The following is a 25,286-nucleotide window of genomic DNA, read 5'->3' as shown; positions in this document are numbered from 1 at the left end:
GGATCATTGACCCGCTCCGCCCTCGCGTTCAGCCGGGAAGCGATAGGGGCCGAGCAGCGACAACAGGGCGATGGCGAGCGAGAGAGCGGCGGCAAAGCCGATCAAGGCCGGATCGTAGGACTGCCTGAGATCGCGGGACAGGCTCATGATATGAGGCCCCAGGCCCGATCCGACGGTGAAGAGGGCGAACAGGACGGCATAGATCGCCGCCATGGCACGAAGACCGAAATAGCGGCTGACCAGGAAGCCCATCAGGTCGATTTCGGCGCCGATGCCCAGGCCGCAGAGGGCGGCCGCGACATAGGGCAGAAAGCCGCTATTGCCTCCTGCGAGCAACACCCCGATACCCAGCACCGGCAGGGCAAAGAAGATCATGCCGACATGGGGGCCGAAGAAGCGGTCGAGACAATAGCCGACGATCAACCGGCCCAGGATCATCGCCCCCCCAGCGACACTCATCGCAGTCGCCGCCGCGGCAGGCGCAAAGCCACGCTCGCGCAGGAGCAGGACCAACTGGGCGAGGACGCCGTTGATCGAGGTCACCGCAAGCAGGAGAGCAGCAGCAAGCAACCAGAACTGAGGCGAGTGCTTCATCACCTGTGCCATGGTGAGGCCGCCCGGCCGGGCCTCCGTCATGGCGCGGTGATCCGGCACCCTGGCTTCATGGCGAACTCTGGCTTCATGCAGGAACAGGCAGACCGGCAGCAGGGCCAGGACGACGATCAGGAAGCCGAGGCCGAGATAGGCCGCCCGCCAGCCATAGGCTTCGATGAGCAGGCTGGCATACAGCGGCACCAGGGCCACGCCCAGCCCTGCCCCCGCCATCGCGATTCCCATGGCAAGGCCGCGTTCCCGGTCGAATCTGGCCGCGATCGCCTTGACATAGCCCGTCGGATTCTGGCTGGCGCTGAAGATCCCCTGCAGGATGAAGAGCCCGTAGAGCATCGCCAAAGAAGATTGCATCAGGCTCAGGGCAGCCGTCGAGGCTGCGAACAGGGCGATGAGCGGCATCATCACGGGGCGTATGCCGTAGCGATCCATCAGCCAGCCGATCACCGGCGTCGCGAGTGCGGCGGCCGAGGTCAGCACCAGCAGGGCCGAGGACAGCGTGCTGCGCTCGAAGCCGAGCGTCCTGGCCACGGGGTCGACGAAGACACCGAAGGTGAAGACGATGACCGGCCCCTGGGCCACGATGACCCCCAGGCCCGCGGCGAGAACCACCCACCATCGGTTGCCAAACGTCCCTGCCATGCGGGCCGGAGCGGATGCCGGTATGTCATTGCCTGAAACCGTCATTTCACGGCCGCCTCGGCTTGGTCCACGTCCCGGGTTTGATCCGGCCTGCTCAGGCTGAAACGTCCGCCGCCATGAGCGATCACGTAGAGAAAGCCGCCCAGCGTCGCCAGGTGGAACAGGAACAAATTGAGCTGGGCCAGGCGCTGCTCGAGCGGATAGGTCCAGAAATTGTGAAAGATCGAATTGAGCAGCAGGGTTTCCAGGAACAGCAGGACGGCACAGAGGCGCGTCGCTATTCCGAGGGCAAAGGCCATGCCGACGATGATCTCGAAAGCCGCTGCCAGCGGCAGGAGTTGGGAGGATGCCGGCACGCCGAAGGCTTTCATATAGGCGAGGAAGAAGTCGAACTCGACGATCTTGCGGACACCCGACACCACGAAGATGACGGCGAGCAGAACGCGCCCGCCGAGCATCAGATAGGCCTCGGCTCCAGCCGGTACGCTTAGGTCACTCGCGCTCCAGGCCTTTGGCCGCGTTTCGGAAATCGGCATCGTGTTTTCCTCCCCTCGAGCAAAGCGCGTCCTTGCGATTCTTGGAGATCCGCCAAATCGCAAAACGTTATGTGGGCACCCTGGTCCGCAGGGCGGAGCAGGTGCCTTCTTGCTCTCGACGATGAAGCGAGCACGGTCGTGGGACTAGCGCGGATCGGAGGAACGCACCGTCCAGGAAATCACTGCAATCGAAAGGCCGGGATGGGCGGAGACCAGTCGGCGGCGTCCCTGCCTCAGGCCAATTTTGCGGGGCCGGTTTTGGGCCGGCTCCCGGTTTCGGCGGGAATCCTGTCCTCGATGTCGAGCGAGAAATCGGCCATCTCTACGATCTGCCTGGCCGTGGCGCGCAACTGGCGCTCGATGAATTTGAGAAAGCTGCGCACCTTCAGCGGCAGATGCCGCCCACTCGGATAGAGGGCATAGACATCGGCGCCGGGTGGCTGCCAATCGGGCAGAACCGACACCAGCGTTCCCTTGCGCAGGGCCGAGGCGCACATATAGCGCGGCAGCACGGCGATCCCCTGGCCCTCCAGCGCCATGTCACGCAGCATCGTCAGATTGTTCATGCGCACGACGACATGGGGAGAAACGCTGGCTTGCTCTTCACCCCGCAAAAAGGTCCAGTCGGCCGGCACATAGGGCGAATAGAAGTGCAGGCAGTCCTGCTCGGCAAGTTCGGCCGGAACAATGGGCATGCCGCGCGCGGCCACATAGTCGGGGCTCGCATAGGCCCCGCGGGGAACTGTCAGGAATTTGCGGGCGATCAAGCGTGAATCGGCCAATGTGCCGATCCGGAAAGCCAGATCGAAGCGTTCCTCGATCAGGTCGATATGCCGGCTGGTCACCTCGACATCGATGTCGACCTGGCTGTTCTCGCGCCGGAATCGCGCAATGGCGGGGCCGATGATGTGCATGCCCAGTTCGATGGGCAGGCACAGGCGCAGGATGCCGGTCGGCTGGCCCTGCTGGTCCTGGACCGCCGCTTCCGCCGCCTCGATTTCGGCGATGATGCGCACGCAGCGCTCATAATAGGACAGGCCGATATCCGTGGGACGAACCGTCCTTGTATTGCGATGTAGAAGCCGGGCGCCGAGACGCGCCTCCAGTTCCGCCACGCGATGGCTGACGGTCGACTTGGACATGCGCAAACGCCTGGAGGCGGCGGCAAAGCCGGCAGTCTCGACCACGGCGGCGAATATCGCCATGTCTTCATAGATCATCGTCACGCCCCGCATCCTGAGAGCCAGAGGCGTTCGGGCCGGAACGCAACCGCTCTCACTCCCCGTTTCCAAGCCAATCCGTCGGACTGGCTAGAGCATCTTCGCGATTCCCGGCGGTTTCACCAGATCGCAAAATGCCCTGCTCCATCGTCCAAATATTCGGACACGCCGTTGCGAACTATCCCTCTGTGGCGCGCAGCCCGCCAGCCCTAGGTTCCGGCCAGCAAGCCAACATGGGCAAAGAGTGCCTCGGCAAGGAGCAAGATTTCAATGGGCGACACAGGTCAGATCATCGATGTCCATCAACATCCGCTGCCGCGCTGGTATCTGAGGAGGCTGGCCGATGCCGGTCTTGCCAAGCTCGGCGGACGCTCGCCCGACGAGCCGAGCCTGCAATGGAGCCCGGAAGGCGCGCTCGGCCAGATGGACGAACTCGGCATTGCCGTTGCGCTGCTGTCTTTTTCCGATCCCGGTGCCTCGATCGGCGATCCCGGGTTCCGGCGCGAACTCGCCCGCGAGTGCAACGAATATCTGGCCGATATCGCCGGGCAGGCCCATGGCCGCTTCGGTGCCCTCGCCGTCCTGCCCTTGCCGGATGTCGAGGATGCCCTTGTCGAACTGAACCATGCTGCCGACCGGCTGAATCTTTCCGGGGTCGTCCTGCTCTCGAACTATGGCGGGGCCTATCTCGGCGATGCGCAATTCGATCCTCTCTTCGCGGAGCTGTCACGCCGGCGGCTGCCGGTCTTCCTCCATCCGGCAATGCCCGCCTATGACGCACCGCTCTCCTATTTCCCCTGGATCCTGGAGTTCGTGTTCAACACGACACGAGCCGCAATGCACCTCATCTATAGCGGCACGCTCGACCGGTACCCCGACATTCCGATCATCCTGGCCCATGGCGGGGGCACGCTGCCTTTCCTGTCCTTCCGCCTCGATATGGGCCAGCGCATTCCGGGCCTCGAGCTTGCCCACCCCGTCCGCCACTATCTCAGCCGCTTCTACTTCGACACCGCCTTTGCGACCGCGCCGGAGGCTCTGTCGGCCCTGCTGTCCCTGGTCGAGCCCTCGCAGCTCCTGTTCGGATCGGACCTGCCTTTCGGGACGGTGCCGGCGGCGGCGCTCTCGATCAGCCAGCTGGCACAGTCACCACGCCTGGACGACCGCATCCGGGAGGCGATCGACCATGGTTCCGCGCGTCGGCTGTTCCCAAGTCTGGCACAAGCCCGATCGAACCGGGTACACGCACTTTCCATCGCCAAGTGAGGACCGAACATGCCCGTGCCGCTCTATCGCGACTTCCTCGACCAGGCCCAGCTCGATCGGGACTATGATGTCGAGGCCTCGGTCCCCGATTTTTCGGCCTATCGCAGGCGCTTCGATGCCGCCAGCCTGGAGGCCCTCGCCAGCCTGCAGCCCCGCCGCCGCATCCCCTATGGCCCGACGCGGGCCGAATATTTCGATCTCTATTTGGCCAAGGCTCCCGATGCTCCGGTGCTGATCTTCTTCCATGGCGGCTATTGGCGCATGCTCTCGAGCGAAGATTTCGCCTTCGCCGCCGCCGGCGCGGCTGCCAATGGCATAACCGTCGCCAATGTGAACTACGCGCTCTGCCCAGGCGTCTCCATCGGCGAGATCGTCCGCCAGGCGCGGGCGGCCGTCGCCTGGATCCATCGCAACGGTGCCACTCTCGGCCTGGATACCCGCCATCTGCATGTCGGCGGGCACTCGGCCGGCGCGCATCTAGCCGCCATGTGTCTGCTGGCTGAATGGCACGAAGACTATGACCTGCCCGCAGACATGCTTCAGGGCGGCATTCTGGTGGGCGGCCTCTACGACCTCAGCCCCCTGCCCTATACGTTCATACAGCCGCAGCTCCAGCTCGATTGGGGCATGGTGCGTCGCAACAGCCCCTTGCTTCTGGCGCGGCCCATGCCGCAGGCGAAGCTTCTGGTTGCCTATGGCGGTCGCGAGACCGGTGAGTTCCAGCGCCAGTCACGCGACTTCGCCACGGCCTGGACCCAGGCCGGTAATTCGCCGCCCTCATTGCTGGTGCAAAGTGAGGAGGATCACTTTTCCTCCGCACTGGCGCTGTCGGATCCCGCCTCCTCCCTCAGCAACGCCATCCGCGCCTTGATCCACGCAGCGCCCCGACGCGATGGATAGAACGGCGATCTCACCCCCCGGCTGGAGCCACTATGGCTTTGGTGGCTCCGTTGCCTGTCCGCAAAACCGGATGTTCCCGAGTCCCTCAGTCCTCAGGTATTTGACTCGCCCCGCACAACTTAAGGCTGAGCATGGGTAGAATCGCGCCATTCTCAATAAAAACTTCCACATCCAGCAAACAATTCGATCGTATATGCCGATGCATCAATTCATAATTTGAATATTATTCATAAACAATGATTCTACGATAATTTATTCCTATATGATAATTGATCATTCAAAAATCATACACTTGAAAGTATCATTAAAACACGATAATTTTGATTCATATTCTGTGAAATTTTGAGATATTTTCTCATTATTCCGGTGCGGGGCAGGCTTTGCCTAAAGGCACCGTGCGGCCCATTCAGTCAGGTGCACAGACCTGAACCGACCGGGTTATGTGGAAAAGGAGGGCCCCCATGACGTCGACCGGAAACGCTCGAGTTCGCTCCCGCCTGCCCAAGCGGTCGCTCCTGAGTTTCCTATTGGCGTCAGGCACCGTCATGCTGTGCCAATCCGCGCATGCACAGGCGACAGCCAGCAGCGGACGGACGGTGCGCATCACGCCGGCCCAGGCGACCTGTAGGAACGAGATCTGCTTTCATGCCATCGACAAGGGCTCGCTGCTTTACAGCAACGCCGATACGCCCATCGACGTGACGGTGCCACCTGCCTTGAATGGTGACGATTACGACATCGGTATTTTTGCGGAGAACGAGACCACCATCAATCTCAAGGGTGGGGGGATCGTTCGCGTCGGCGGGGGCTCGACGGGGCTGCAGGCCAATTGGGCAGACGCGCCGGGCGGTACGATCTACGCGACCAACCTAAACCTCGATGTCGCGGACGTTGCCAACGGTGCGATAGCCTCCCGGAGCAGCCGCATGACGTTTAGCGGCCAAACCACCTTGGTTGGCCATGGTGCCTGGTCGGATGGTCTTTCTGCGCAGTTCGACAGCACCATTACCGTGAATGGCCCGATCGATGCCAGCGGTGCCTGGCTCTACGTCGCCCACAGCGGCGACGGCAGCCGGGTCGATTTGAAGGGCGGGGGAACCATTTCGCTGACCGGAGCAGGCCAGGGTGTTTTTTCGGCGAGCGCCGACGGAATTTTGACGGCGACCGGTCTGAAGATCCACGCCGATACGAACCAAGGCAGTGGTACCTCCTTGCTGACCGGAGGCAGTTTGAGCACTATCAAGGTCTCCAACAGCGAGCTGGATGGCGCCAATTCTGAGGGAGCGATCTGGGGCGTCCATGTCTCGAATGCAGTGACCGAGAATGCGACCTTCGCTCTGGATAATACCAAGCTTACGATGAACTCGGCCGGAGCCGCCATCTATGCAGATGGTGGGCGAGCCACGGTGCGCTTGATCGGTTCAGACGTCACGGCCTTCAAAGGCACCGGGGGCCTGCTTGCCGATGTCGGTACGGGCCGGATCTTCCATCTACCCAGTGCACTCAGCCTCACCGCAATCGATTCCACGCTCTCTGGGAACATGGAGGTGGAGGCACCTGCTGCGGATGGAGCAAATATCCTGTCGGCCAGTCTGCGGGGCATCACGACATGGACCGGTAATCTGGCTGTGAACGGCGCTTCGCGAGGCAATGTGACTTTAGCCGATTCTGCCCGCTGGATCGGCTCGGCAAGCAATGCCACGACCGTCGTGCTGAGTTCTCCCGATGCCCTGTGGGCGATCCCGGGAGGCGGCAATTCCACCGTCAGCGGCACGATGAAGAACGCCGGCAAGATCGCCTTTCAGACCGGCGGGCCAACGACGCTGACGGTGCGCAACTTCGTCAATGACGGCGGCACCATCCAGGTGAACATCAACGCCGCAGGCCAGAACGATTTCATCCACGCCACCGGCACCACCACCATCAATGGCGGCACGGTTTCCGTCATCCCCGCTTCCGGCGATTATTCGATCGGCCAGACCTACAAGATCCTGAGCGCCAATGGCGGTATCACCGGCCAGTTCTCCAAGGTGGTCGACAACGCCCCCTTCGTCGATCTCGGCCTGTCGCAGAACGCCAATAACATCTATCTGAAGGTGACACGCAACGACGCCAGCTTCGCTTCCGTCGCCACCAGCGAGATCCAACGCGCCGTGGCCGAAAGCGTCGAGACGCTGGCAGGCGGCAGCTCTCTCTATGAAGCCGTCGCCAAGGCTCCGGATGTCGCCAGCGCCCGTCAGGCCTTCTCGACCCTGTCCGGCGACATCCATGCCTCGGCCCGGAGCGTATTGATCCAGGACAGCGGGCTGCTGCGCGATGCCGTGCTGAATCGTCTCTATACCGCCGATCTGGCTGCCGTCGCCCCCACTGCCCCAGCCACCGGCCTGCCGTCCTATGCTGAAACCGCGACGCCCCACGGCCCGACGCCGTTCGGCTCGGACACTTCGCCCGCCCCTTCCGGCTTCTGGGCACAGGGGTTTGGTTCCTGGGGCCATTTCGGCGGCGGTCACGATGTCCGCATCGATCACAGCACGGGCGGCTTCCTCCTCGGCTTCGATGCGCTGGTCCAGGGCTCGTTCCTGCAGGACTGGCGCCTGGGCGCCCTCGCCGGCTACAGCCATTCGAGCTTCGATGCCGATGCCAGCTCCGCCTCAGGCAAGGCCGATAATTACCATGTCGGCCTCTATGCCGGTCGGCAGTGGAACGCCCTCGCCTTACGGCTAGGCGCCACCTATACATGGCACGACGTCGACAGCGACCGCAGCGTGATCCTGCCCAGCTACGCCGACCGGCTCGGCACCAGCTATGACGCCGGTACGGCGCAGCTCTTCGGTGAGCTCGGCTATCGGATCGACAGGGGAGCCTTGCGCTTAGAGCCCTTCGTCAACGCGGCCTATCTCAACCTGCATACCGACGGCTTCCGGGAGACCGGCGGCGACGCGGCTTTGACCGGCCGGAGCGAAACCAGCAATCTCGGCTTCACCACCCTGGGCGCTCGGGCCGCGACCAGCTTCGACCTGACCGGGGACATCGTCGCCACCGCGCAGGCGACCCTGGGCTGGCGGCATGCCTATGGTAATCTCAGGCCAACCGCGGCACTCGCTTTGGCCGATGGTTCGAGCTTCCTCGCCAATGGTGCACCAATCGCTCGCGATGCGCTGGCGGTCGATGCCGGGCTGAGCGTGGCGCTGTCACATTCGGCCAGCCTCGGCGTGTCCTATAGCGGACAATTCGGCGAGAAGGCCGTCGACCAGAGCGTCAAAGGCAATTTCGTCTGGAGGTTTTGATTGCGAAAGAAGGCGAGACGCGCTGTCGGACGCTGGGAGATTCCAACCTGCCCTACGACGTTCGTCTCGTCTCCCTCAAGGTAGGCGCATCGCTGCAGCAGTCTTGCTAAAAAAACAGATTAAGTTAATCAGGTATATATCAGAATTATATGGATAAATCGTACTTCCATCTAGATAGGAAGCCGATTGGGCCTGGGCAGCAAGGCGATCAGCAGGAGGCAGACAAAGGCACCGCCGGCGGCGGCCAGGAAGCCATCGATATAGGAGAGCACCGCCGCCTGCTTGGCGATGGCCGAGGACAACAGGCTCGTCGCCCGGGCGCTGGCGATCGCCACATCCGCCGTGTGGGCGCTGACGGCATTGCGATAGGCTGCCAGGCGATCGACCGTCGCGCCAGCGAGGCTGTCGACATGCAGGCCGATGAGATTGGAATGAACCTGTTCGCGCACGCGCACGAAAGTTTGCATGAAGGCCGTGCCGATTTCGCCGCCGAACATGCGGCTGATCTGCAGCAGGGCACCGATCGTCAGCGCATCGGCCGGATTGATCGACTGCACCGCCAGGACGACCAGCGCCGTGAGCGCGAAGGACTGGCCGAGGGCCTGCAGGATCTGGGATTGCAGGAAATCGTCGGTGGCCCATGCGCTGGTGAGCTGGGCCGCCATCAGGCAGGCAATACCGACCAGGGCGGTGCCGGCGGCCAGCACCCACCGCCCGTCGAAGCGCTTGAGGACATAGCCGAGCGGCACCACGATGATGAGCTGGGGCAAGGCGATCCACAGCAGCACGGCGCCGACCTGCAATTCCCGAAAATTCTGCACCGACTGCAGATAATTGGGAATGATGTAGGCTGTTGACAGGATGATGAAGCGAAAGCCTGCCAATAGGAGCAGCAACAGCAGGAGATGGTGCTGCATCAAGAGCCGCAGATTGAGGAAGGGCCTGCGGCTGACCCATAGCTCGCGCACGACGAAGGCCGCCGTCACCAGGCCGCCGGCGATCAGCAGGCCGTTGACCAGGCCGCTATTGGTCCAGTCGAGCCGGTTACCCTGGTCGAGGCCGGCATAGAGTAGGCTGAAGCCGGCCCCGGCATAGACCAGACCCGGCCAGTCGAAATGGTGCAGGAGTTCGGTCTTAACGTCCTCGCGTGGAATGCCGAACCATACGCAGGTGAACATCAGCGGCAGCAGGCCGCAATATTGCCAGCTGATCCAGCGCCAGGAGAGATTGTCCGCATACCAGCCTTCGAGCGAGGCCGCGACATTCTGCGAGAGCTCCGAATTCATGGCGTAGACCGCAATGCCGTAGATGATCAGGCGTGGCGGCAGGCTGCGGGCGATGAAGCTGATGGTGAGTGGAATGAACGTTCCGGAGCCGACCCCCGCGAGGAATTGGGCGGCCAGGAAGGCTCCGAGATTGGGGGAGAGAGGCGCAAGCAAGCTGGCGACGAAGAGCAGCGTGATACCCAGCAACAGCATACGCCGGACCCCGAAAATGGCGCCGAGATAGGGGCAGGCAACCCCGACCAGCATCTGGCCGACAGCGAAGGTGGTGGTCATCCAGGCGCCTTCGTCGAAGCCCAGATGCAGCCCGCCACGCAGATCGGCGAGGCCGAAACTGGTGACGCGGCTGCCGAGCGTCGACATGATGGAGCCGAGCAGCACGCCGAGGATGCCGATATAGGGACGCAGCGTATCGGCACGAAAGCGCGGCGGCGCATGCGCTGCCGGCTCGAGGGCCGCGCCGGTCGCCGTCAGGGGTGCGGCTGACGTCGTTATGCCGGCCGCCGTCATGGCGCCGCTGCCGTGCCGGTGCCTGCTTTGTCACCGGCTCCGGTATCGACGGTGGCAACCACGGACATGCCAGGCCGGATCAAGGTTCCCAGGGCCGGATTGGGGTCGAGGGCGATCTTGACCGGAATGCGTTGCACGACCTTGGTGAAATTGCCGGTGGCGTTGTCGGGCGGCAGCAGGGCAAAGGTGCTGCCGGTGCCGGGCGACCAGGCTTCGACACGTCCTGCCAGGACCAGGTCGGGAAAGGCATCGACGGTGACATGCGCCGGCTGACCAAGGCGGATATTGGTCATCTGCGTTTCCTTGTAGTTCGCTACCACCCAGATATTGGGCAACGGCACCACCGCGATCACCTGCGTGCCGACATTGACGAACTGGCCCGGGCGAACCTGGCGCTGGCCGACGAGCCCTTTGGCCGGCGAGCGGATCTTGGTGTAGCCTAGATTGTTGGTGGCGAGGGTGACCTGCGCCTCCGCGGCCTTGATCTGGGCCTTGACCTGCTGCTCCTGGACATCGAGGCCGGCAAGCAGGGCCTTCTGCTGGTCGAGCTGGGCCTCATAGAGCGCCTTCTGGGCCAAAGCGCGCTGGGCATTGGCATCGGCCTGCTCGACCGATTGCTGGGTGCCGGCCGTGCCGGTCTTGAGCAGATCGCGCTGGCGCGTACTTTCGAGTTGATAGCGCCGCACATCAGCACTGCCCGCGTCGATATTGGCGCCTGCCTGCCGGATCAGGGCATTCTGCACGTTCTTCTGATTAGCGACATTGGCGAGACTGGCCTCGGCCGCGGCGAGATTGGCCTGCGCCAATGCAAGCTGGGCCTGATAGTCGGACGGTTCGATCTCGGCGATGAGATCGCCGGCCTCCACCGCCTGATAGTCGCGAATGGGGACTTCCTTGATGTAGCCGGAGACGCGGGCCGACAAGGGCGTGACGTCGCCCACGATGAAGGCATTGTCGGTCTCGGCGAGGCGGGCGGCACCGGTCCAGCGGTTCCAGTTGCCGGCGACATACCAGACGAGCCAGGCAGCAAGCAGCAGGAAGCCGACGCGCAAGGCCGGATAGAGCCAGCGCGACCTCAGGCTGCGCGCGGGCGGCGGCGTTTCGGATACGGTCGACTTTTCTGCTGCATCCGACATCTGATCCTCGCACTCACACTCGAATGCGACCGATCCTGGCGAAGGATTATGGATGGCGAAACAAAAATATTCCAATACGCACACCGGACTCGCCAAGCCCGATCGAACCCATATCCATCAGGGTTCACCCAGCCAGTGAATCGGCACCGGCACGTCACGCCTCGAGGGCATGCCGGGCGTCCGGGCTCACCCCAAGAAGCCGGAAGCGCCGTCCCACAGCAATTTCAGCGCCGTCACGACCAGCAAGCCATAGCAGGCACGATAGACTTGGCGCTGATCCAGAACGCCATGAAGCCGCCAGCCTGACCAGATACCAAAGGGAATGGCGAGCAGGCAGATCGCCATCAACGCCCAGGTCGTGGCCGCAGGCTGCACCAACACCAGCCACGGCACCAGTTTGGTCGCATTGCCGACGGTGAAGAACAGGCTTGTCGTTCCCGCGTAGATCTCCTTCCCAAGTCCAAGAGGCAGCAGATACATCGCAAGCGGCGGTCCCCCCGAATGCGCCACCATGGTGGTGATGCCCGACGTGAGGCCGGCGGCGACTGCCTTCGGCTTGGAGCGCGGACGATGCGTCATTTCCCCGCCCCGCACGAGCCAGAGGCCGACGAAGGCCAGGGTAATGGCCGCCGTCATGACCGCAATGGCTCGATGGTCGAGTACGCGGAACAGCAGGAAGCCGAAGCCGATGCCGATCACAAGTCCCGGCAGCAGTAGCACGAGGTCCGGCTTGGACCAGGTCGAGGGCCTCCAGTAGCGCAATGCATAGAGATCCATTGCGATGAATAGAGGCGCAAGCAGTCCGCCCGCGGTGACAGGATCCATGACCAGCGAGAGCAGCGGGATGCCGACAATGGCAAAGCCGCCACCGAATGCGCCCCTCATGAAGCTGATCAGGAACACGCCCGCGAAGGCGACCAGGATGGTGGCAGCGCTCAGGTCCATGGCACCGCCTCCATCACGCGCAGGCATTCCTGCCGGTGCCGCCTCACCTCTGCCCAAGCGGGGATCATGACATCCTCGTCCGGTCGGGCGGGACGGCACGGCCATAGACCGCCGCTTCGATATCGCCGCGTGTGAGGCCGATGTCGCGCAGGGCGAAATCATCGTATTCGCGCAAGTCCGCGAGGGCGGCACGCCGGGCAAAAAAGCGCAGCATTCCATCGTAAAGTGCCGCGAGCTGCCGATACAATGCGTCGGGCTTTTTCGCGATCGCGGGGTGAGTGATGGTCGACAGGGGAGCAGACATTTCCGATCTCCAATAATTGCTTCGGGCAATGCGACGCCGTTGCCGCAAGCCTTGGCGAGCTGGCCGTTCCGAACCGTAGAAATCTTCGCAATTCCCGGTACAATCCGGTTGATGAAGATAGAATGTTCCGATATGCTTCTAGGTGCAATTATAACATTGCTCTCGGTGCAATAATGTCAAAGTCCGAATATCTGAAGCTGGCCGACGAGATTGCCGCGGACATAGCGGACGGCAGGCTCAGCCCAGGCGATCGCCTGCCCCCTCAACGCAACTTTGCCTATGAGCGCAAGATTGCCGCCTCGACGGCAAGCCGCGTCTACGCCGAGCTGTTGCGTCGCGGCCTTGTGGTCGGCGAAACCGGCCGGGGCACCTTCATTTCGGGCAATGCCAGGCGCGGCGTGGCAGCGCCAAGCGAGCCGAGCGGCATTCGGATCGATCTCGAATTCAATTACCCTTTGCTTCCCAATCAGACTACGCTCATTGCCAAAAGTCTTGATGGCCTGGAACAACCCGCCGCCCTCGACATTGCACTGAGGCAGGCGACCAGCATCGGAACCCCGGCGCTGCGAACCCTAGCCTCCTCCTTCCTTTCGCGGGACGCTTGGTCGCCAACCCCGGAGCAACTCGTCTTTACCGGCAATGGCCGCCAGAGCCTGGCGGCCGCCCTTGCCGCCATCGTTCCGACCGGCGGGCGCTGCGGCGTCGAGGCCTTGACCTACCCTTTCATCAAGGGCGTTGCCGCGCGGCTCGGCATCACGCTGGTGCCCTTGGCGATGGACGAGGGCGGCCTGCGTCCCGACTCGGTGCAAAAGGCGCACCATGAGGCCCATCTTTCGGCGCTCTACGTCCAGCCGGCTGTCCAAAACCCGCTGAACATGACGATGAGCGCGGCGCGCCGGGCCGACCTTCTGCACGTCGCCGAAAAGCTCGACCTTCCGATCATCGAGGACAATGTCTACGGCTTCCTCGACGACGAGCCGCCGCTCGCAGCTCTCGCGCCGGCACGGTGCGTCGTCATCGACTCCCTGTCCAAGAAGGTCGCGCCGGGCCTGACTTTGGGCTTCATCGTGCCGCCGCAGCGTTTGCGTGAAACCATCATGGCTTCGGTGCGCTCGGGCGGATGGACCGCCTCCGGCTTTGCCTTTGCGGCGGCGCAGCGACTGATGGGCGATGGCACCGCTGCCGAACTCTCCAGGCTGAAACGCCTGGATGCCCGCGCGCGCCAGAAGCTGGCCGCCGAGCGCCTTTCGGGCTTCGAGATTCAAACCAACGAAAAGTGCTACCATCTATGGCTGACATTGCCGGCGCATTGGCGCTCGCAAACCTTCGTCGCGGCGGCGGCCAGGCGCGACATTGCCCTGTCTCCCTCCACGACCTTCGCCGTGACGCCAGGCCATGCGCCCAACGCCGTCCGGCTGGCGCTGGCCAGCCCGACCATGGACCAGCTCGATAGCGGCCTGTCCACGCTGGCCGCGATGCTGGCCATGCGAGAGGACGATTTCGACTCAACCGAGTAAGCCGAATGCACTCCCGCGATGCCGGTGCACGCTGGAATGGGCGCCCCGATCATCCAAACAGGGGCGAGGCGCCGTTTTCCGCCGCCGAGACCTGTCGGCGAAACAAGCCGAAGAGCTCGCGCCCGACCCCGAATTCGTTGCCGGCGAGATCCGGCTGGACATTCGCCCGCTCGAGCGCTCCCAGCGTCAGCACGTCGATCGTGCCCGAAACCGCATCGACGCGCACGAGGTCACCGTCTTCGAGCCTGGCAAGCGGCCCTCCGTCGAGCGCCTCGGGACTGACATGGATCGCCGCGGGCACCTTGCCGGAAGCGCCCGACATCCGGCCATCAGTGACGAGGGCAACCTTCAGCCCCTTGTCCTGCAGCACGGAGAGCATCGGGGTCAGGCTGTGCAGTTCCGGCATGCCATTGGCTTTCGGCCCCTGGAAGCGCACCACCACCACAGTATCGTCGGTGAATTCGCCGGCGCGGAAGGCCTGCTTGACCGCCTCCTGGTCGGCGAAGACGCGTGCCGGCGCCTCGACGACATGGCGCTCCGGTGCCACGGCCGAAACCTTCATCACGCCGGTGCCGAGATTGCCTCGGAGCCGCTTGAGGCCGCCTGTCGGCTGGAATGGTTCACCGGCCGACCGCAGCACCTTGGGGTTCAGCGACGCGCTCGTACCCTCCGACCACACCAGGGCGCCATCGATCAGCTTCGGTTCGTGGGTGTAGCGGGCCAGCCCCTCGCCGGCCACGGTGCGCGTGTCGGGATGCAGCAGCCCGGCTTCGAGCAGTTCGCCGATCATGAAGCCGAGACCGCCCGCGGCATGGAAATGGTTCACATCCGCGAGCCCGTTCGGATAGACGCGTGCCATCAGGGGCGTCACGTCCGAAAGATCGGCAAAGTCCTGCCAGTCGAGCACGATCCCGGCCGCCCGCGCCATGGCGATCATGTGAATGAGCAGATTGGTGGAGCCGCCCGTGGCGTTGAGCCCGACGATGCCGTTGACGAAGGCGCGCTCGTCGAGCACGTCGCAGACCGGCGTGTAGTCGTTGCCCAGGGCCGTGATCGACAAGGCACGCCTGGCGGCTTCCACGGTGAGCGCATCGCGCAGGGGCGTGTTGGGATTGACGAAGCTCGAACCCGGCAAATGCAGGCCCATGAATTCCATCAGCATCTGGTTGGTGTTGGCCGTGCCATAGAAAGTGCAGGTGCCCGGCCCGTGATAGGCCGCCATCTCCGCTTGCATCAGCTTGTCGCGCCCGCATTGGCCCGTGGCGAAGAGCTGGCGCACCTTGGACTTCTCGTCATTGGCGATGCCGCTCGCCATCGGCCCGGCCGGCACGAAGATCGCCGGCATATGGCCAAAGGCGGCCGCCGCAATGACGAGGCCCGGCACGATCTTGTCGCAGACACCGAGATAGACGATCGAATCGAAGGTGTTGTGGCTGAGCGCGATGCCGGCTGCCATGGCGATGGCATCGCGCGAGAACAGCGACAGCTCCATTCCGGCCTGGCCCTGGGTGACGCCGTCGCACATCGCCGGAACACCGCCGGCCATCTGCGCCGTGCCGCCGGCCGTACGCGCCGCCGCGCGGATCAGGTCGGGGTAGCTCTCATAGGGCTGGTGCGCCGAGAGCATGTCGTTATAGGCGCTGATGATGCCGAGATTGCCTGCGCCGCCCTTGACCAGCGTCGCCTTGTCGTCCGCCGGCATGGCCGCATAGGCATGGGCCTGATTGCCGCAGGACAGATGGGCGCGAACGGTGCCGGCGGCCCGGGCGCGCGCCATGCGCGCGAGATAGGGACGGCGAAGGGCGGCGGACCGCTCCACGATCCGATCGGTGACCCGTGCGAGCGTTGGGTTCAGCGCCATGGTGGCCTTTCTCGGGTTGGGAGACGATGCTGCTTTTGGTATGGAGCATCGTCTCCTGATGGCTTCGTCGATAAGGAGGCGAAGCAAGAAACACGCCAGCCGGGGGGACAACGCCCCCCGGCCCTCGTATCTGTCAGGCTGCGACCAGTTCCTCCGGCGGGCTCTTGGCACCCGTCATGAAGGCGACCGCGTCGGACATCGTGTAGTCTCGCGGATTGATAACGCAGAGCCGCCGGCCGAGCCGGTGGATGTGGATGCGATCGGCCACCTCGAAGACATGGGGCATGTTGTGCGAGATCAGCACGATCGGCAGCCCCCGCCGCTTCACGTCGAGGATGAGTTCCAGGACACGGCGGCTTTCCTTGACGCCGAGAGCGGCAGTCGGCTCGTCCATGAAGACCACCTTCGATCCGAAGGCGGCCGCACGCGCCACCGCGACGCCCTGGCGCTGGCCACCCGACAGGGTCTCGACCGCCTGGCCGATGTTCTGGATGGTCATCAGGCCGAGTTCGGTCAGCTTCTCGCGGGCCCGCTTTTCCATGGCGGGCCTGTCGAGCATCTTGAACCATTGGCCGAGGATGCCGGGCTTGCGGATCTCCCGCCCCAGGAACATGTTGTCGGCGATGGACAGGGCCGGCGACAGAGCCAGGTTCTGGTACACGCACTCGATCCCCGCTTCGCGGGCATCGATGGGCGACTTGAAGTTGACGACCTTGCCGTCGAGCCTGATTTCCCCCTCGTCAGGCGTGATGGCGCCCGACAAGGCCTTGATCAGGGACGATTTGCCAGCCCCGTTATCGCCGATCACGGCGAGGATCTCACCGGGATAGAGGTCGAACTCGCAATTGTTGAGAGCGGTGACCCGGCCATAGCGCTTGATCAGGCCGCGTGCGCTGAGAATGGGTTCCTGTGCCATTAGCCTGCAACCTTTCTGATCCACTGGTCGACGGTCACGGCGCCGATGATGAGAACGCCGATGAGCAGGTAGGTCCATTGCGGGTCGGTGCCGACCAGCCTGAGGCCGAGCTGGAACACGCCGACGATCAGGGCGCCGAAGATCATGCCCAGGATCGAGCCGCGGCCTCCGAACAGGGAGATGCCGCCGATGACTACCGCGGTGATCGACTCGATATTGGCGAACTGGCCGGAGGTCGGTGAAACCGAGCCGAGGCGGCCGATCAGGACCCAGCCCGCCAGGGCGCAGATGAGGCCGGACAGCGTATAGACCTGGAGCAGCATCTTGTTGGTGCCGACGCCGGAAAGTTCGGCCGCGTCGGGATCATCGCCCACGGCATAGACATGCCGGCCCCAGGCAGTGTGGTTGAGCACGTACCACAGGACCGCGACCAACAGCACCATGGCGACCACGCCGGCCGTCAAGACCGCGCCTCCGAAGCGGAAGCTCGCACCGAAGAGTTGCAGCAGCGGGGCCTGGGCCGCGATGTCCTGGCTGCGGATCGTCTCATTGGCCGAGTAGAGGAAATTGGCTGCCAGGATGATCTGCCAGCTGCCCAGCGTGACGATGAAGGGCGGCAGCTTCATGCGGGAGACGAGCAGTCCGTTGATATAGCCGCAGAGGGCACCGCAGGCGAAGCCGCACAGGATCGATAGGGGAACCGGCAGGCCGTACCGGAAGGTGAACTGCCCCATCACAACGGAGGACAGCACCATGATCGCGCCGACCGAGAGGTCGATGCCGGCTGTCAGGATGACCAGAGTCTGCGCTGCGCCGACGATACCGGTGATGGCCACCTGCTGCAGGATCAGCGTCAATGAAAAGGCCGAAAAGAACTTACTGCCCAGGATGATGCCGAAGATGGCGGTGGACAGTACCAGCACGATCAACGGCACCATCGCCGGATTTCCGTGCAGGAAGTGCTGTGCCTTTTCCAGGAGTGATTTCTTGTGAACGTCGAAACTGGCTACGCTGGTGTCGCTGCCCGAGAGGACTTTTTCGAAGTCCTGTGGACGTCCGACATTTGCCGAAGGATCGGTCATATCTTTGGTCTCCTCCCGCGGGGCGGGGCCCCTCGCAAAAGGAGCGGCGCGGGGGCCGCTCCTCCGTAAGAACAAGATTGAACGTTGGCCGGGCTGAGCTCAGATCAGCCCCAGCACAGGTCCTTGCCTTTCTTGGTGTCGATGGATTCGACGCCGGAAGCCGGCTTGTCGGTGACGAGGGTGGCGCCGGTGTCGAAGAACGCCTTGCCTTCGGTGGGCTTGGGCTTCTCGCCGCTATCGGCGAACTTCTTGATGGCTTCGATGCCCATGGCCGCCATCTTGAGCGGATATTGCTGCGAGGTGGCGCCGATGACGCCCTCAGCGACGTTCTTCACGCCCGGGCAGCCACCATCGACCGAGACGAGCAGCACGTCCTTCTCGCGGCCGACGGACTTCAGCGCCTCATAGGCGCCCGCGGCGGCCGGTTCGTTGATGGTGTAGACGACGTTGATCATCGGGTCCTTCTGGAGACAATTCTCCATGGCGGACCGGCCGCCCTCTTCATTGCCGTTGGTCACGTCGTGGCAGACGTTGCGGGCATCGCCCCAATCCTGGATCTTGGTCGGATTGGCGATCTTGGAAATGCCGAACCCACTCATGAAGCCCTGGTCGCGCAGGACATCGACGGTCGGCTGGCTCGGATTGAGATCGAGATAGGCGATCTTGGCTTCCTTGGCCTTGTCGCCCAGCGTCGCCTGCGCCCATTGGCCGATCAGTTCGCCCGCCTTGAAATTGTCGGTGGCGAAGGTGGCGTCGGCGGCGTCGATCGGCTCCAGCGGCGTGTCCAGCGCGATAACGAGGATGCCGGCGGCGCGGGCCTTCTTGACGGAGTCGATGATGGCCTTGGAGTCCGAAGGCACCAGCAAAATGCCCTTTGCCCCGTCGGCGATGCAGGATTCGATGGCCGAGACCTGGCTCTCATTGTCACCGTCGATCTTGCCCGCATAGGCCTTGAGGTTGACGCCAAGCTCCTTGGCCTTGGCAGTCGCGCCCTCCTTCATCTTCACGAAGAAGGGATTGGTGTCGGTCTTGGTGATCAGGCAGGCACCGACATCGGCTGCAAAGCCTGGGGTCGCAAAGACACCGAGAGACAGGACGCTGGCGCACAACAGCGCCGACTTCAGGACACGTTTTTTCATCATATTCCTCCCATTTTGGATCGCTTGGCCGGCTGCCCGGACCTCGCTTTCGGGGCGCCTTCATTGCCGCATTGGCGCCTGGACATAAAAAACATCATCCCTGCCTGCCTTGTCAATAAATAAATAAGTCTTATTTAGTTATTTATTGACGCCCTTGCACGAAGCGCCCATTCTTGGTGAAAGGAGCGATGTAGCCCAATGCAGCTTCCTCTCGTTCGAGCCACGGATTCGAACGAGAGGAAGCTGCAATATTAAGAAACTCTGCTTACGGGGAGGAAATGGGATGGAGGCTGGCACCCAGAAGGCCGGTTCGCCCGAGCTGGCCGAGAGCCGCTTTCATCGCGGCACCAACCAGAGTGGTATGCGCGACCACAACGAGCGTATCGTGCTCTCGCTCGTTCGCGAGCACGGCGCCCTGGCCAAATCCGACATCGCCCGCATGACCAGCCTGTCACTGCAGACCGTTTCGGTGATCATGCGGGAATTGGAGGAAGCAGGCTTGCTGACGCGTCAGGAACCGGTGCGCGGACGTATCGGCCAGCCCTCGATCCCCATGGCACTCAATCCGGAAGGCGCCTATTTCCTCGGCCTGAAGATCGGGCGGCGCAGCGCCGATCTGGTGCTGATCGATTTTCTCGGCAATGTGCGCGCGATGCTGCACAAATCCTACCGCTACCCTGCCCCGGGCGAGACGATTGGCTTTGCGCTCGACGGCATCGCGTCCATCAGGGCAACGCTCAGTCCTGCCGCGAACAAACGCATCGCGGGGCTCGGCATCGCCATGCCGTTCGAGCTGTGGAACTGGGCCGATGCGGCCGGTGCCCCGCCCGCCGTGATGGACGAATGGCGCGATCGCAGCATCCAGGCCGACCTCCAGTCGAATTGCGATTTTCCGGTCTATCTGGAGAATGACGCCACCGCAGCCTGTGGGGCCGAACTCGTCTTCGGCCAGTTCGCAGGCGTGCGTGACTTCGTCTATTTCTATATCGGCGCCTTTGCCGGAGGAGGCATCGTGTTAAACGGCCGCCTGTTCGGCGGCCAGACCGGCAATGCCGGCGCGCTCGGCTCCATGCCTGTCCCCGGCCCTGACGGCAGGCCGACCCAGCTCATCGACGTCGCCTCCATCGCCATGCTGGAAAAGGCGTTGAAGGAACGCGGCATCGAAGCCGCGCATCTATGGACATCGCCCGAGGTATGGGGCGATCTGGGTGAGGAAGTCGAGCTCTGGATCCGCAAGGCGGCCGACGCCCTGGCGTACGCCATCGTCTCGTCCTGTGCCGTGATCGATTTCGAGGCAGCCGTCATCGATGGCTGGATGCCGTCCGATGTCAGGGCGCGCCTTGTCGACGCCGTGCGCGAGGCATTCGGCAGAATCGACGTTGAGGGACTTAGAACGCCCCATGTGCGCGAGGGAACCGTGGGCATTCATGCCCGCGCGCTCGGCGGCGCCAGCCTGCCTTTATCGGCGCGCTTTCTCGTGCTCGCGGACAGCTCCAAAGAGAACAACACCGTCAAGAACGGCGATCTTCACGGCCGCTAGGGCACCGCAAATGGTGCCTTGAGCCCTTTCGCCCATACGGCACAAGATTTCATTCATGAATTAAAAAATATGCAATAACATATTGTTATTGCAAGATTTTTTTCAGTAAATTAAACCTATTTTGACACGACGGCCCAGGCCTGCCCCCGCCCATGCACGCTATCCGCCTGCGACGGCGAGGCTTGGCCTCGCGGTGTCCAATTCAAGCAAGACATGCGGCTCTGGCGACGGATATTCCGGAAGAGACGAAGATAAGCATCTTGTCTGACGATAGAAATGACGCCACTATTCGCGTCCTGTTCAAAATAATCATAATTTTCAAAAGTGTACCGCATAGAAAAATAAGGTCATTGATATGCTTCGTAGCCTGACCATCTTTCTAAGCTCCGTCGCGTTGGTCGCTTGGGTTCCACCTTCTCTTGCGGAAATCTCATCGGGTGTACGGCAACAGACCCACAATATCCGCGGTTTGCAGCACCCTGCCACAATGATCCTCGATCACTGGGGTATCGCGCATCTCTATACCGCCAACCGGCGCGATGCCTTCTTCATGCAAGGCTACAATGCCGCGCGCGACCGCCTGTGGCAGATTGATCTGTGGCGCAAGCGCGGCCTTGGTCTTCTGGCCAGGGATTTCGGTTCGAGCTATGTCGAGCAGGACCGTGCGGCACGCCTGTTCCTCTATCGCGGCGACATGGGCAAGGAATGGCAGTCCTACGGGCCGCATGCGAAAGACTACGCGGACGCCTTCGTTGCCGGCGTCAACGCCTATGTCCAGGAAACGCGGGAGGGTGCGCAGCCGCTACCCGAGGAGTTCAAGATCGCCGGCTCGCGTCCCGATCTGTGGAATGCGGACGATATCGTGCGCATCCGCAGTCACGGTCTGACGCGCAATGTCGAGCTCGAAGTGCAGCGCGCACAAATTGCCTGCGCTGCCGGGCTCCAGGCCGACAGGCTCCAGGCTCAATTCGAACCCGCCTGGACGACGAAGCTTCCCGATGGCCTCGATCCCTGTTCAATTCCACGGGATGTGCTCAAGGACTACACGCTTGCGACCGATCCGGTGAAGTTCGGGGCGGGCAAGAAGGCGGCGCAGGCCTATGATCCTGACACCCTCCTTGCGCAGGCGCAGACCAAGGTCGAGACGATCGGCTCCAACAATTGGGTCGTCTCCGGCAAGCGCACGGCAACCAGGCGCCCGATCCTGGCCAATGATCCGCATCGCGACCATAGCGTGCCGTCCCTGCGCTATATCGTTCACCTCGTCGCGCCGGGCATGAATGTGATCGGCGCCGGCGAACCGGCGCTGCCCGGCATTTCGATCGGCCATAATGGCCGCATCGCTTTCGGCCTGACGATCTTCGGCATGGATCAGGAAGATCTCTATGTCGAGGCACTCAATCCGAGCAATCCCGATCAGGTCAAGTTCGGCACGGACTGGGAACCGATCCGGATCGTGCGCGAAAAGGTCGAGGTCAAGGGCGCCGAGCCACAAGAGATCGAGATGCGCTTCACCCGGCACGGGCCGGTTCTAGCCACCGATGCCAAGCGCAATCTGGCTTTTACCATTCGCTCCGTCTGGTTCGAGCCGGGAACCTCGGCCTATTTCGGCTCGTCCGACTACATGACGGCGAAGACCTGGCCTGAATTCCAGGCTGCGATGAAGCGCTGGGGCGCGCCCTCGGAAAACCAGATCTATGCCGATACCAGGGGCAATATCGGCTGGCAGCCGGGTGGGATGGCGCCGCGCCGCCTTAGCTATGACGGTCTGCTGCCGGTGCCGGGCGACGGGCGCTATGAATGGCAGGGCTTTTTGCGCCTGGATGAATTGCCGAGCGTCTTCAATCCGAAGACCGGCTATTTCGCCACCGCCAACCAGATGAACCTGCCGCCCGACTATCCGGTCGCGCAGCGCCGCATCGGCTTCGATTCCTGGGCCAATCCCGCCCGCTGGGACCGCATCGTCGAGGTACTGCAGGACAAGAAGAAATTCAGCCTCGCCGACGCAATGGACTTGCAGAACGACGACACCACCATGCTTGGCCGCCGGCTGATCGTGCTCCTCAAGCCGCTGCAATCCGATGATCCCCAGATAGGCAAGGGGCTGCAGCTCTTGCGTGGTTGGAATGCGCGCGATGACCGCGACAGCGCGGCCGCCGCCCTGTTCGAGGTGTGGATCAGCAAGCATATCGGTCCGGCGCTGGTGAACGCCACCGTGCCGGAGGCGGCTCGCTCCCTCATTCCCAAGCCGAGCGTCGGCGCGATGTTCGAGCTTCTGGAGAAACCGGACGCCTCGCTCGGCACCGATCCGGCCGCGGCACGCGACAAGCTGCTGCTGCAGAGCATCGGCGCGGCGGTCGCGGAGGTTTCCAAGCTTCTCGGCGAGGATGCCGGCCAATGGCGCTGGGGCCGGCTGCACCATGCCCAATTCGATCACGCGCTCACGTCGCTTGCCGACCCCTCGACCCAGGCGCAGATGCGTGTGGGCCCGCTCGAGCTTGGAGGTGCCAGCAACGTGCCCCATGCCACGAGCTATCGCAGCTCGGACTTTCGCCTGACCTCTGGCGCTTCCTTCCGCATGGTGCTGGATGTCGGCAATTGGGATGCCAGCCGCGTCATCAACGCGCCCGGACAATCGGGAAATCCCTTCAGCCCCCATTATCGCGATCTCGCGCCGCTCTGGGCCGATGGACAATATGTGCCCCTGCTCTATTCCAAGCCAGCGGTCGAAAATGCGGCGAGCGAAATCGTGACCTACGCGCCCGCGCATTAAGTGGCTCGGAAAATGCCCGTTGCGGCATGAGGCAGCCGTCGCTCTGGCAAGCGCGGCTGCCTATTCCTCGGAAGACAGGAAAGCTCGCGTCGCAACGGCCGATACCTTCTGCCGCAACCTCACCTTGTTCCCCTCGACCGCGGACACCTGGGATATGTCGATGAAAGGCTCCCGGGGATCCAGGATATCCTCGCTGCTCAACTTGATCGAGGAGCCTTCCACGCTTTCTACAATGCCGACATGTTGATCATTGGCGTCAACGACTTCCATATTTTCGCGGATATCCATCATGGCCGTGCCCTCTCGTGTAATCGAGAATCTAACTGCCCAGCGGATATGGAGTTCCTCAAGGCATCCCGAGGGACGAGGCTGGTTGGGTTTGTCGCTACCCGTCACACCACGGTGATTGGCAAGCCTTGGCGTCGCTCAGGCCATCGAGATTGGCCACAGCTCCGGTCGGCGGCATGAAACAATCCGCGCCGAAGCTTGTTCTTCTTCAGGAATGGTCCCTCGCGGACATGCCGAGAGCACGCCGTCCCGTCGGCGCACATCGTCTCATTCGCCCGGCGCGACCGCGCCGACAAGGGCGGGAGAGCCGATAGGGAGGACTGGAATGAGCTGGGTAGGCAGATGGAAGAACCAATACGGATCGATCCTTACCATTACCGATGATGCGGAAGGCAGGATCACCGGCACTTTCAAGACGGCGCTCCTCGAAAGCGGCTTCTACGGCACGGAGATCGCCGTCTCGGGCCTTCATCTCGGACATTGCATCAGTTTTGCCTTCACGGCCTCGACCGCTGGCGGAGATTTGCTTTGTTCCTATAGCGGATTGTCGCGCGGCGACCGCCTCAACACGGTCTGGCATGTCATCTCCGATGGTCAGCTCGATCCGGACGCCCGCATCACCGAGCGCCCTTGGCCCCACGCGGTGACGACAAACGCCGATATCTTCGTGCGGGAGACATAGAAAGAGCCTCCCGGCGTTCACATGAACGTGCCTTGCCTCAGGAGAAAGCCCCATGGTTTCTCGCCCGTTCTGGAAAGGCTACCTCAAACTCTCGCTGGTCACCTGCCCGGTGGCGCTGACGCCGGCGACGTCGGAGAGCGAGAAAGTCCGGTTCCATACGCTCAACCGCGCGACCGGCAATCGTATCGTCAGTCAATATGTCGATGCGGTCACCGGCAAGCACGTCGAGGAGGACGACGAGGTCAAGGGCTATCAGCGCGGCGAGGAAGACTATGTCATGCTCGAGGAAGACGAGATCGAGGCCGTCGCTCTGGAAAGCACCCGGACCATCGACATCGAACTCTTCGCGCCGCAGGAGGACATTGAATGGATCTGGCTCGACAAGCCGCATTATCTGACGCCGGACGATCCTGTCGGGGAGGAAGCTTTCGCGGTCATCCGGGACGCCATGGCGACGACGCATATGGTCGGCATTGCCCGCCTGGTGATGTATCGGCGGGAGCGTGCGGTAATGCTGGAGCCCCGCGGCAAGGGCATCGTCGTGTGGACCCTGCGTTTCGGCGACGAGGTCCGTGACCCCGGCACCTATTTCGACAAGCTCGGCAATATCAGTCCCGATCAGGCCGCGCTGCAGCTCATGCAAAAATTGATCGATGGGCGCACGAAATCCTGGAGCCCGGAGATGGTCCGCGATCCCGTGCAGGAGCGTCTTCTCGAAATTATCGCCACCAAGAAGAAAGGGCGGCGTCGGTCCGCGGCCCAGCCCAAGACCGAAGTGCCCGGCAAGGTGGTCAGCATCATGGATGCCCTGCGCCGGAGCCTGGCGCGCGAGGCACGACGCTGATCTCCG

General features: G+C 62.9%; 20 protein-coding genes. 8 read left to right on the top strand and 12 right to left on the bottom strand.

The window, feature by feature from the left end:
• Positions 1-3: 3 nt before the first annotated feature.
• The 3 genes from ACN6KF_RS30600 to ACN6KF_RS30590 all read right to left on the bottom strand — a co-directional run bounded on the left by ACN6KF_RS30600 (position 4) and on the right by ACN6KF_RS30590 (position 3,007).
• Complete coding sequence (locus ACN6KF_RS30600; RefSeq protein ID WP_434960647.1) at positions 4-1,296, bottom strand: MFS transporter; 1,293 nt, start codon at positions 1,294-1,296, stop codon at positions 4-6.
• A complete protein-coding gene (locus ACN6KF_RS30595) occupies positions 1,293-1,787 on the bottom strand; it encodes a DoxX family protein (RefSeq protein WP_434960646.1) in 495 nt (164 codons plus the stop codon). Before ACN6KF_RS30595 ends, ACN6KF_RS30600 begins: the two co-directional genes overlap by 4 nt.
• 233 nt (positions 1,788-2,020) lie before the next feature.
• Positions 2,021-3,007: a LysR family transcriptional regulator gene (locus tag ACN6KF_RS30590; protein WP_434961349.1), complete on the bottom strand. Its 987-nt coding sequence runs from the start codon at positions 3,005-3,007 to the stop codon at positions 2,021-2,023.
• 270 nt (positions 3,008-3,277) lie between these two features.
• Between ACN6KF_RS30590 and ACN6KF_RS30585 the strand changes: the two genes are divergently transcribed.
• The 3 genes from ACN6KF_RS30585 to ACN6KF_RS30575 all read left to right on the top strand — a co-directional run bounded on the left by ACN6KF_RS30585 (position 3,278) and on the right by ACN6KF_RS30575 (position 8,460).
• Positions 3,278-4,273: an amidohydrolase family protein gene (locus tag ACN6KF_RS30585; protein WP_434960645.1), complete on the top strand. Its 996-nt coding sequence runs from the start codon at positions 3,278-3,280 to the stop codon at positions 4,271-4,273.
• 9 nt (positions 4,274-4,282) lie between these two features.
• Complete coding sequence (locus ACN6KF_RS30580; RefSeq protein WP_434960644.1) at positions 4,283-5,173, top strand: alpha/beta hydrolase; 891 nt, start codon at positions 4,283-4,285, stop codon at positions 5,171-5,173.
• A gap of 461 nt (positions 5,174-5,634) precedes the next feature.
• Positions 5,635-8,460, top strand: a complete 2,826-nt coding sequence (locus ACN6KF_RS30575; protein WP_434960643.1) for an autotransporter family protein — start codon at positions 5,635-5,637, stop codon at positions 8,458-8,460.
• 170 nt (positions 8,461-8,630) lie between these two features.
• Here the strand turns inward: ACN6KF_RS30575 and ACN6KF_RS30570 are convergent, their stop codons facing one another.
• The 4 genes from ACN6KF_RS30570 to ACN6KF_RS30555 form a co-directional block, all read right to left on the bottom strand.
• On the bottom strand, positions 8,631-10,253 hold the full coding sequence (locus ACN6KF_RS30570) for an MFS transporter (protein WP_434960642.1): 1,623 nt from the start codon (positions 10,251-10,253) through the stop codon (positions 8,631-8,633).
• Positions 10,250-11,389: an HlyD family secretion protein gene (locus ACN6KF_RS30565; protein ID WP_434960641.1), complete on the bottom strand. Its 1,140-nt coding sequence runs from the start codon at positions 11,387-11,389 to the stop codon at positions 10,250-10,252. Before ACN6KF_RS30565 ends, ACN6KF_RS30570 begins: the two co-directional genes overlap by 4 nt.
• Before the next feature lie 186 nt (positions 11,390-11,575).
• Positions 11,576-12,334, bottom strand: a complete 759-nt coding sequence (locus tag ACN6KF_RS30560) for a sulfite exporter TauE/SafE family protein (protein ID WP_434960640.1) — start codon at positions 12,332-12,334, stop codon at positions 11,576-11,578.
• 64 nt (positions 12,335-12,398) lie between these two features.
• Positions 12,399-12,638, bottom strand: coding sequence for a DUF1127 domain-containing protein (locus ACN6KF_RS30555; RefSeq protein WP_434960639.1), 240 nt, complete (start codon positions 12,636-12,638; stop codon positions 12,399-12,401).
• 173 nt (positions 12,639-12,811) lie between these two features.
• Between ACN6KF_RS30555 and ACN6KF_RS30550 the strand changes: the two genes are divergently transcribed.
• The gene (locus ACN6KF_RS30550) at positions 12,812-14,155 is read left to right on the top strand and encodes an aminotransferase-like domain-containing protein (protein ID WP_434960638.1); all 1,344 of its coding nucleotides are present in this window, start codon (positions 12,812-12,814) and stop codon (positions 14,153-14,155) included.
• Between the two features lie 49 nt (positions 14,156-14,204).
• Here the strand turns inward: ACN6KF_RS30550 and edd are convergent, their stop codons facing one another.
• From edd to ACN6KF_RS30530, 4 genes are all read right to left on the bottom strand, one after another.
• Positions 14,205-16,016, bottom strand: coding sequence for a phosphogluconate dehydratase (gene edd / locus ACN6KF_RS30545; protein WP_434960637.1), 1,812 nt, complete (start codon positions 16,014-16,016; stop codon positions 14,205-14,207).
• Between the two features lie 133 nt (positions 16,017-16,149).
• Positions 16,150-16,932, bottom strand: a complete 783-nt coding sequence (locus ACN6KF_RS30540; RefSeq protein WP_434960636.1) for an ATP-binding cassette domain-containing protein — start codon at positions 16,930-16,932, stop codon at positions 16,150-16,152.
• Positions 16,932-18,014 carry an ABC transporter permease gene (locus tag ACN6KF_RS30535; RefSeq protein ID WP_434960635.1) on the bottom strand — a complete coding sequence of 361 codons (1,083 nt, stop codon included), beginning with the start codon at positions 18,012-18,014 and terminating at the stop codon, positions 16,932-16,934. Before ACN6KF_RS30535 ends, ACN6KF_RS30540 begins: the two co-directional genes overlap by 1 nt.
• 104 nt (positions 18,015-18,118) lie before the next feature.
• Complete coding sequence (locus ACN6KF_RS30530) at positions 18,119-19,153, bottom strand: sugar ABC transporter substrate-binding protein (protein WP_434961348.1); 1,035 nt, start codon at positions 19,151-19,153, stop codon at positions 18,119-18,121.
• 283 nt (positions 19,154-19,436) lie between these two features.
• Between ACN6KF_RS30530 and ACN6KF_RS30525 the strand changes: the two genes are divergently transcribed.
• Together ACN6KF_RS30525 and ACN6KF_RS30520 are read left to right on the top strand one after the other, a co-directional pair.
• Entirely contained in the window at positions 19,437-20,693 is a 1,257-nt protein-coding gene (locus tag ACN6KF_RS30525) for an ROK family transcriptional regulator (RefSeq protein WP_434960634.1), read from the top strand.
• Positions 20,694-21,180: 487 nt separating this feature from the next.
• Positions 21,181-23,466, top strand: a complete 2,286-nt coding sequence (locus tag ACN6KF_RS30520) for a penicillin acylase family protein (RefSeq protein ID WP_434960633.1) — start codon at positions 21,181-21,183, stop codon at positions 23,464-23,466.
• A gap of 60 nt (positions 23,467-23,526) precedes the next feature.
• Here the strand turns inward: ACN6KF_RS30520 and ACN6KF_RS30515 are convergent, their stop codons facing one another.
• The gene (locus ACN6KF_RS30515) at positions 23,527-23,757 is read right to left on the bottom strand and encodes a DUF2171 domain-containing protein (RefSeq protein WP_434960632.1); all 231 of its coding nucleotides are present in this window, start codon (positions 23,755-23,757) and stop codon (positions 23,527-23,529) included.
• Positions 23,758-24,079: 322 nt separating this feature from the next.
• On the opposite strand from ACN6KF_RS30515, the gene ACN6KF_RS30510 reads away from it, so the two are divergent.
• Together ACN6KF_RS30510 and ku are read left to right on the top strand one after the other, a co-directional pair.
• Positions 24,080-24,436: an avidin/streptavidin family protein gene (locus tag ACN6KF_RS30510; RefSeq protein ID WP_434960631.1), complete on the top strand. Its 357-nt coding sequence runs from the start codon at positions 24,080-24,082 to the stop codon at positions 24,434-24,436.
• A gap of 52 nt (positions 24,437-24,488) precedes the next feature.
• Positions 24,489-25,280 (top strand): non-homologous end joining protein Ku, encoded by a 792-nt coding sequence (gene ku / locus ACN6KF_RS30505; RefSeq protein WP_434960630.1) that lies wholly within the window; start codon positions 24,489-24,491, stop codon positions 25,278-25,280.
• Positions 25,281-25,286: the final 6 nt, after the last annotated feature.

It is taken from the genome of Labrys methylaminiphilus subsp. lupini (genome assembly GCF_051161885.1).
In the GTDB taxonomy this organism is placed as follows: domain Bacteria; phylum Pseudomonadota; class Alphaproteobacteria; order Rhizobiales; family Labraceae; genus Labrys.
The sequence above is the reverse complement of the archived record's forward strand: the minus strand, read 5'-3'. Positions and strand labels throughout refer to the sequence as shown.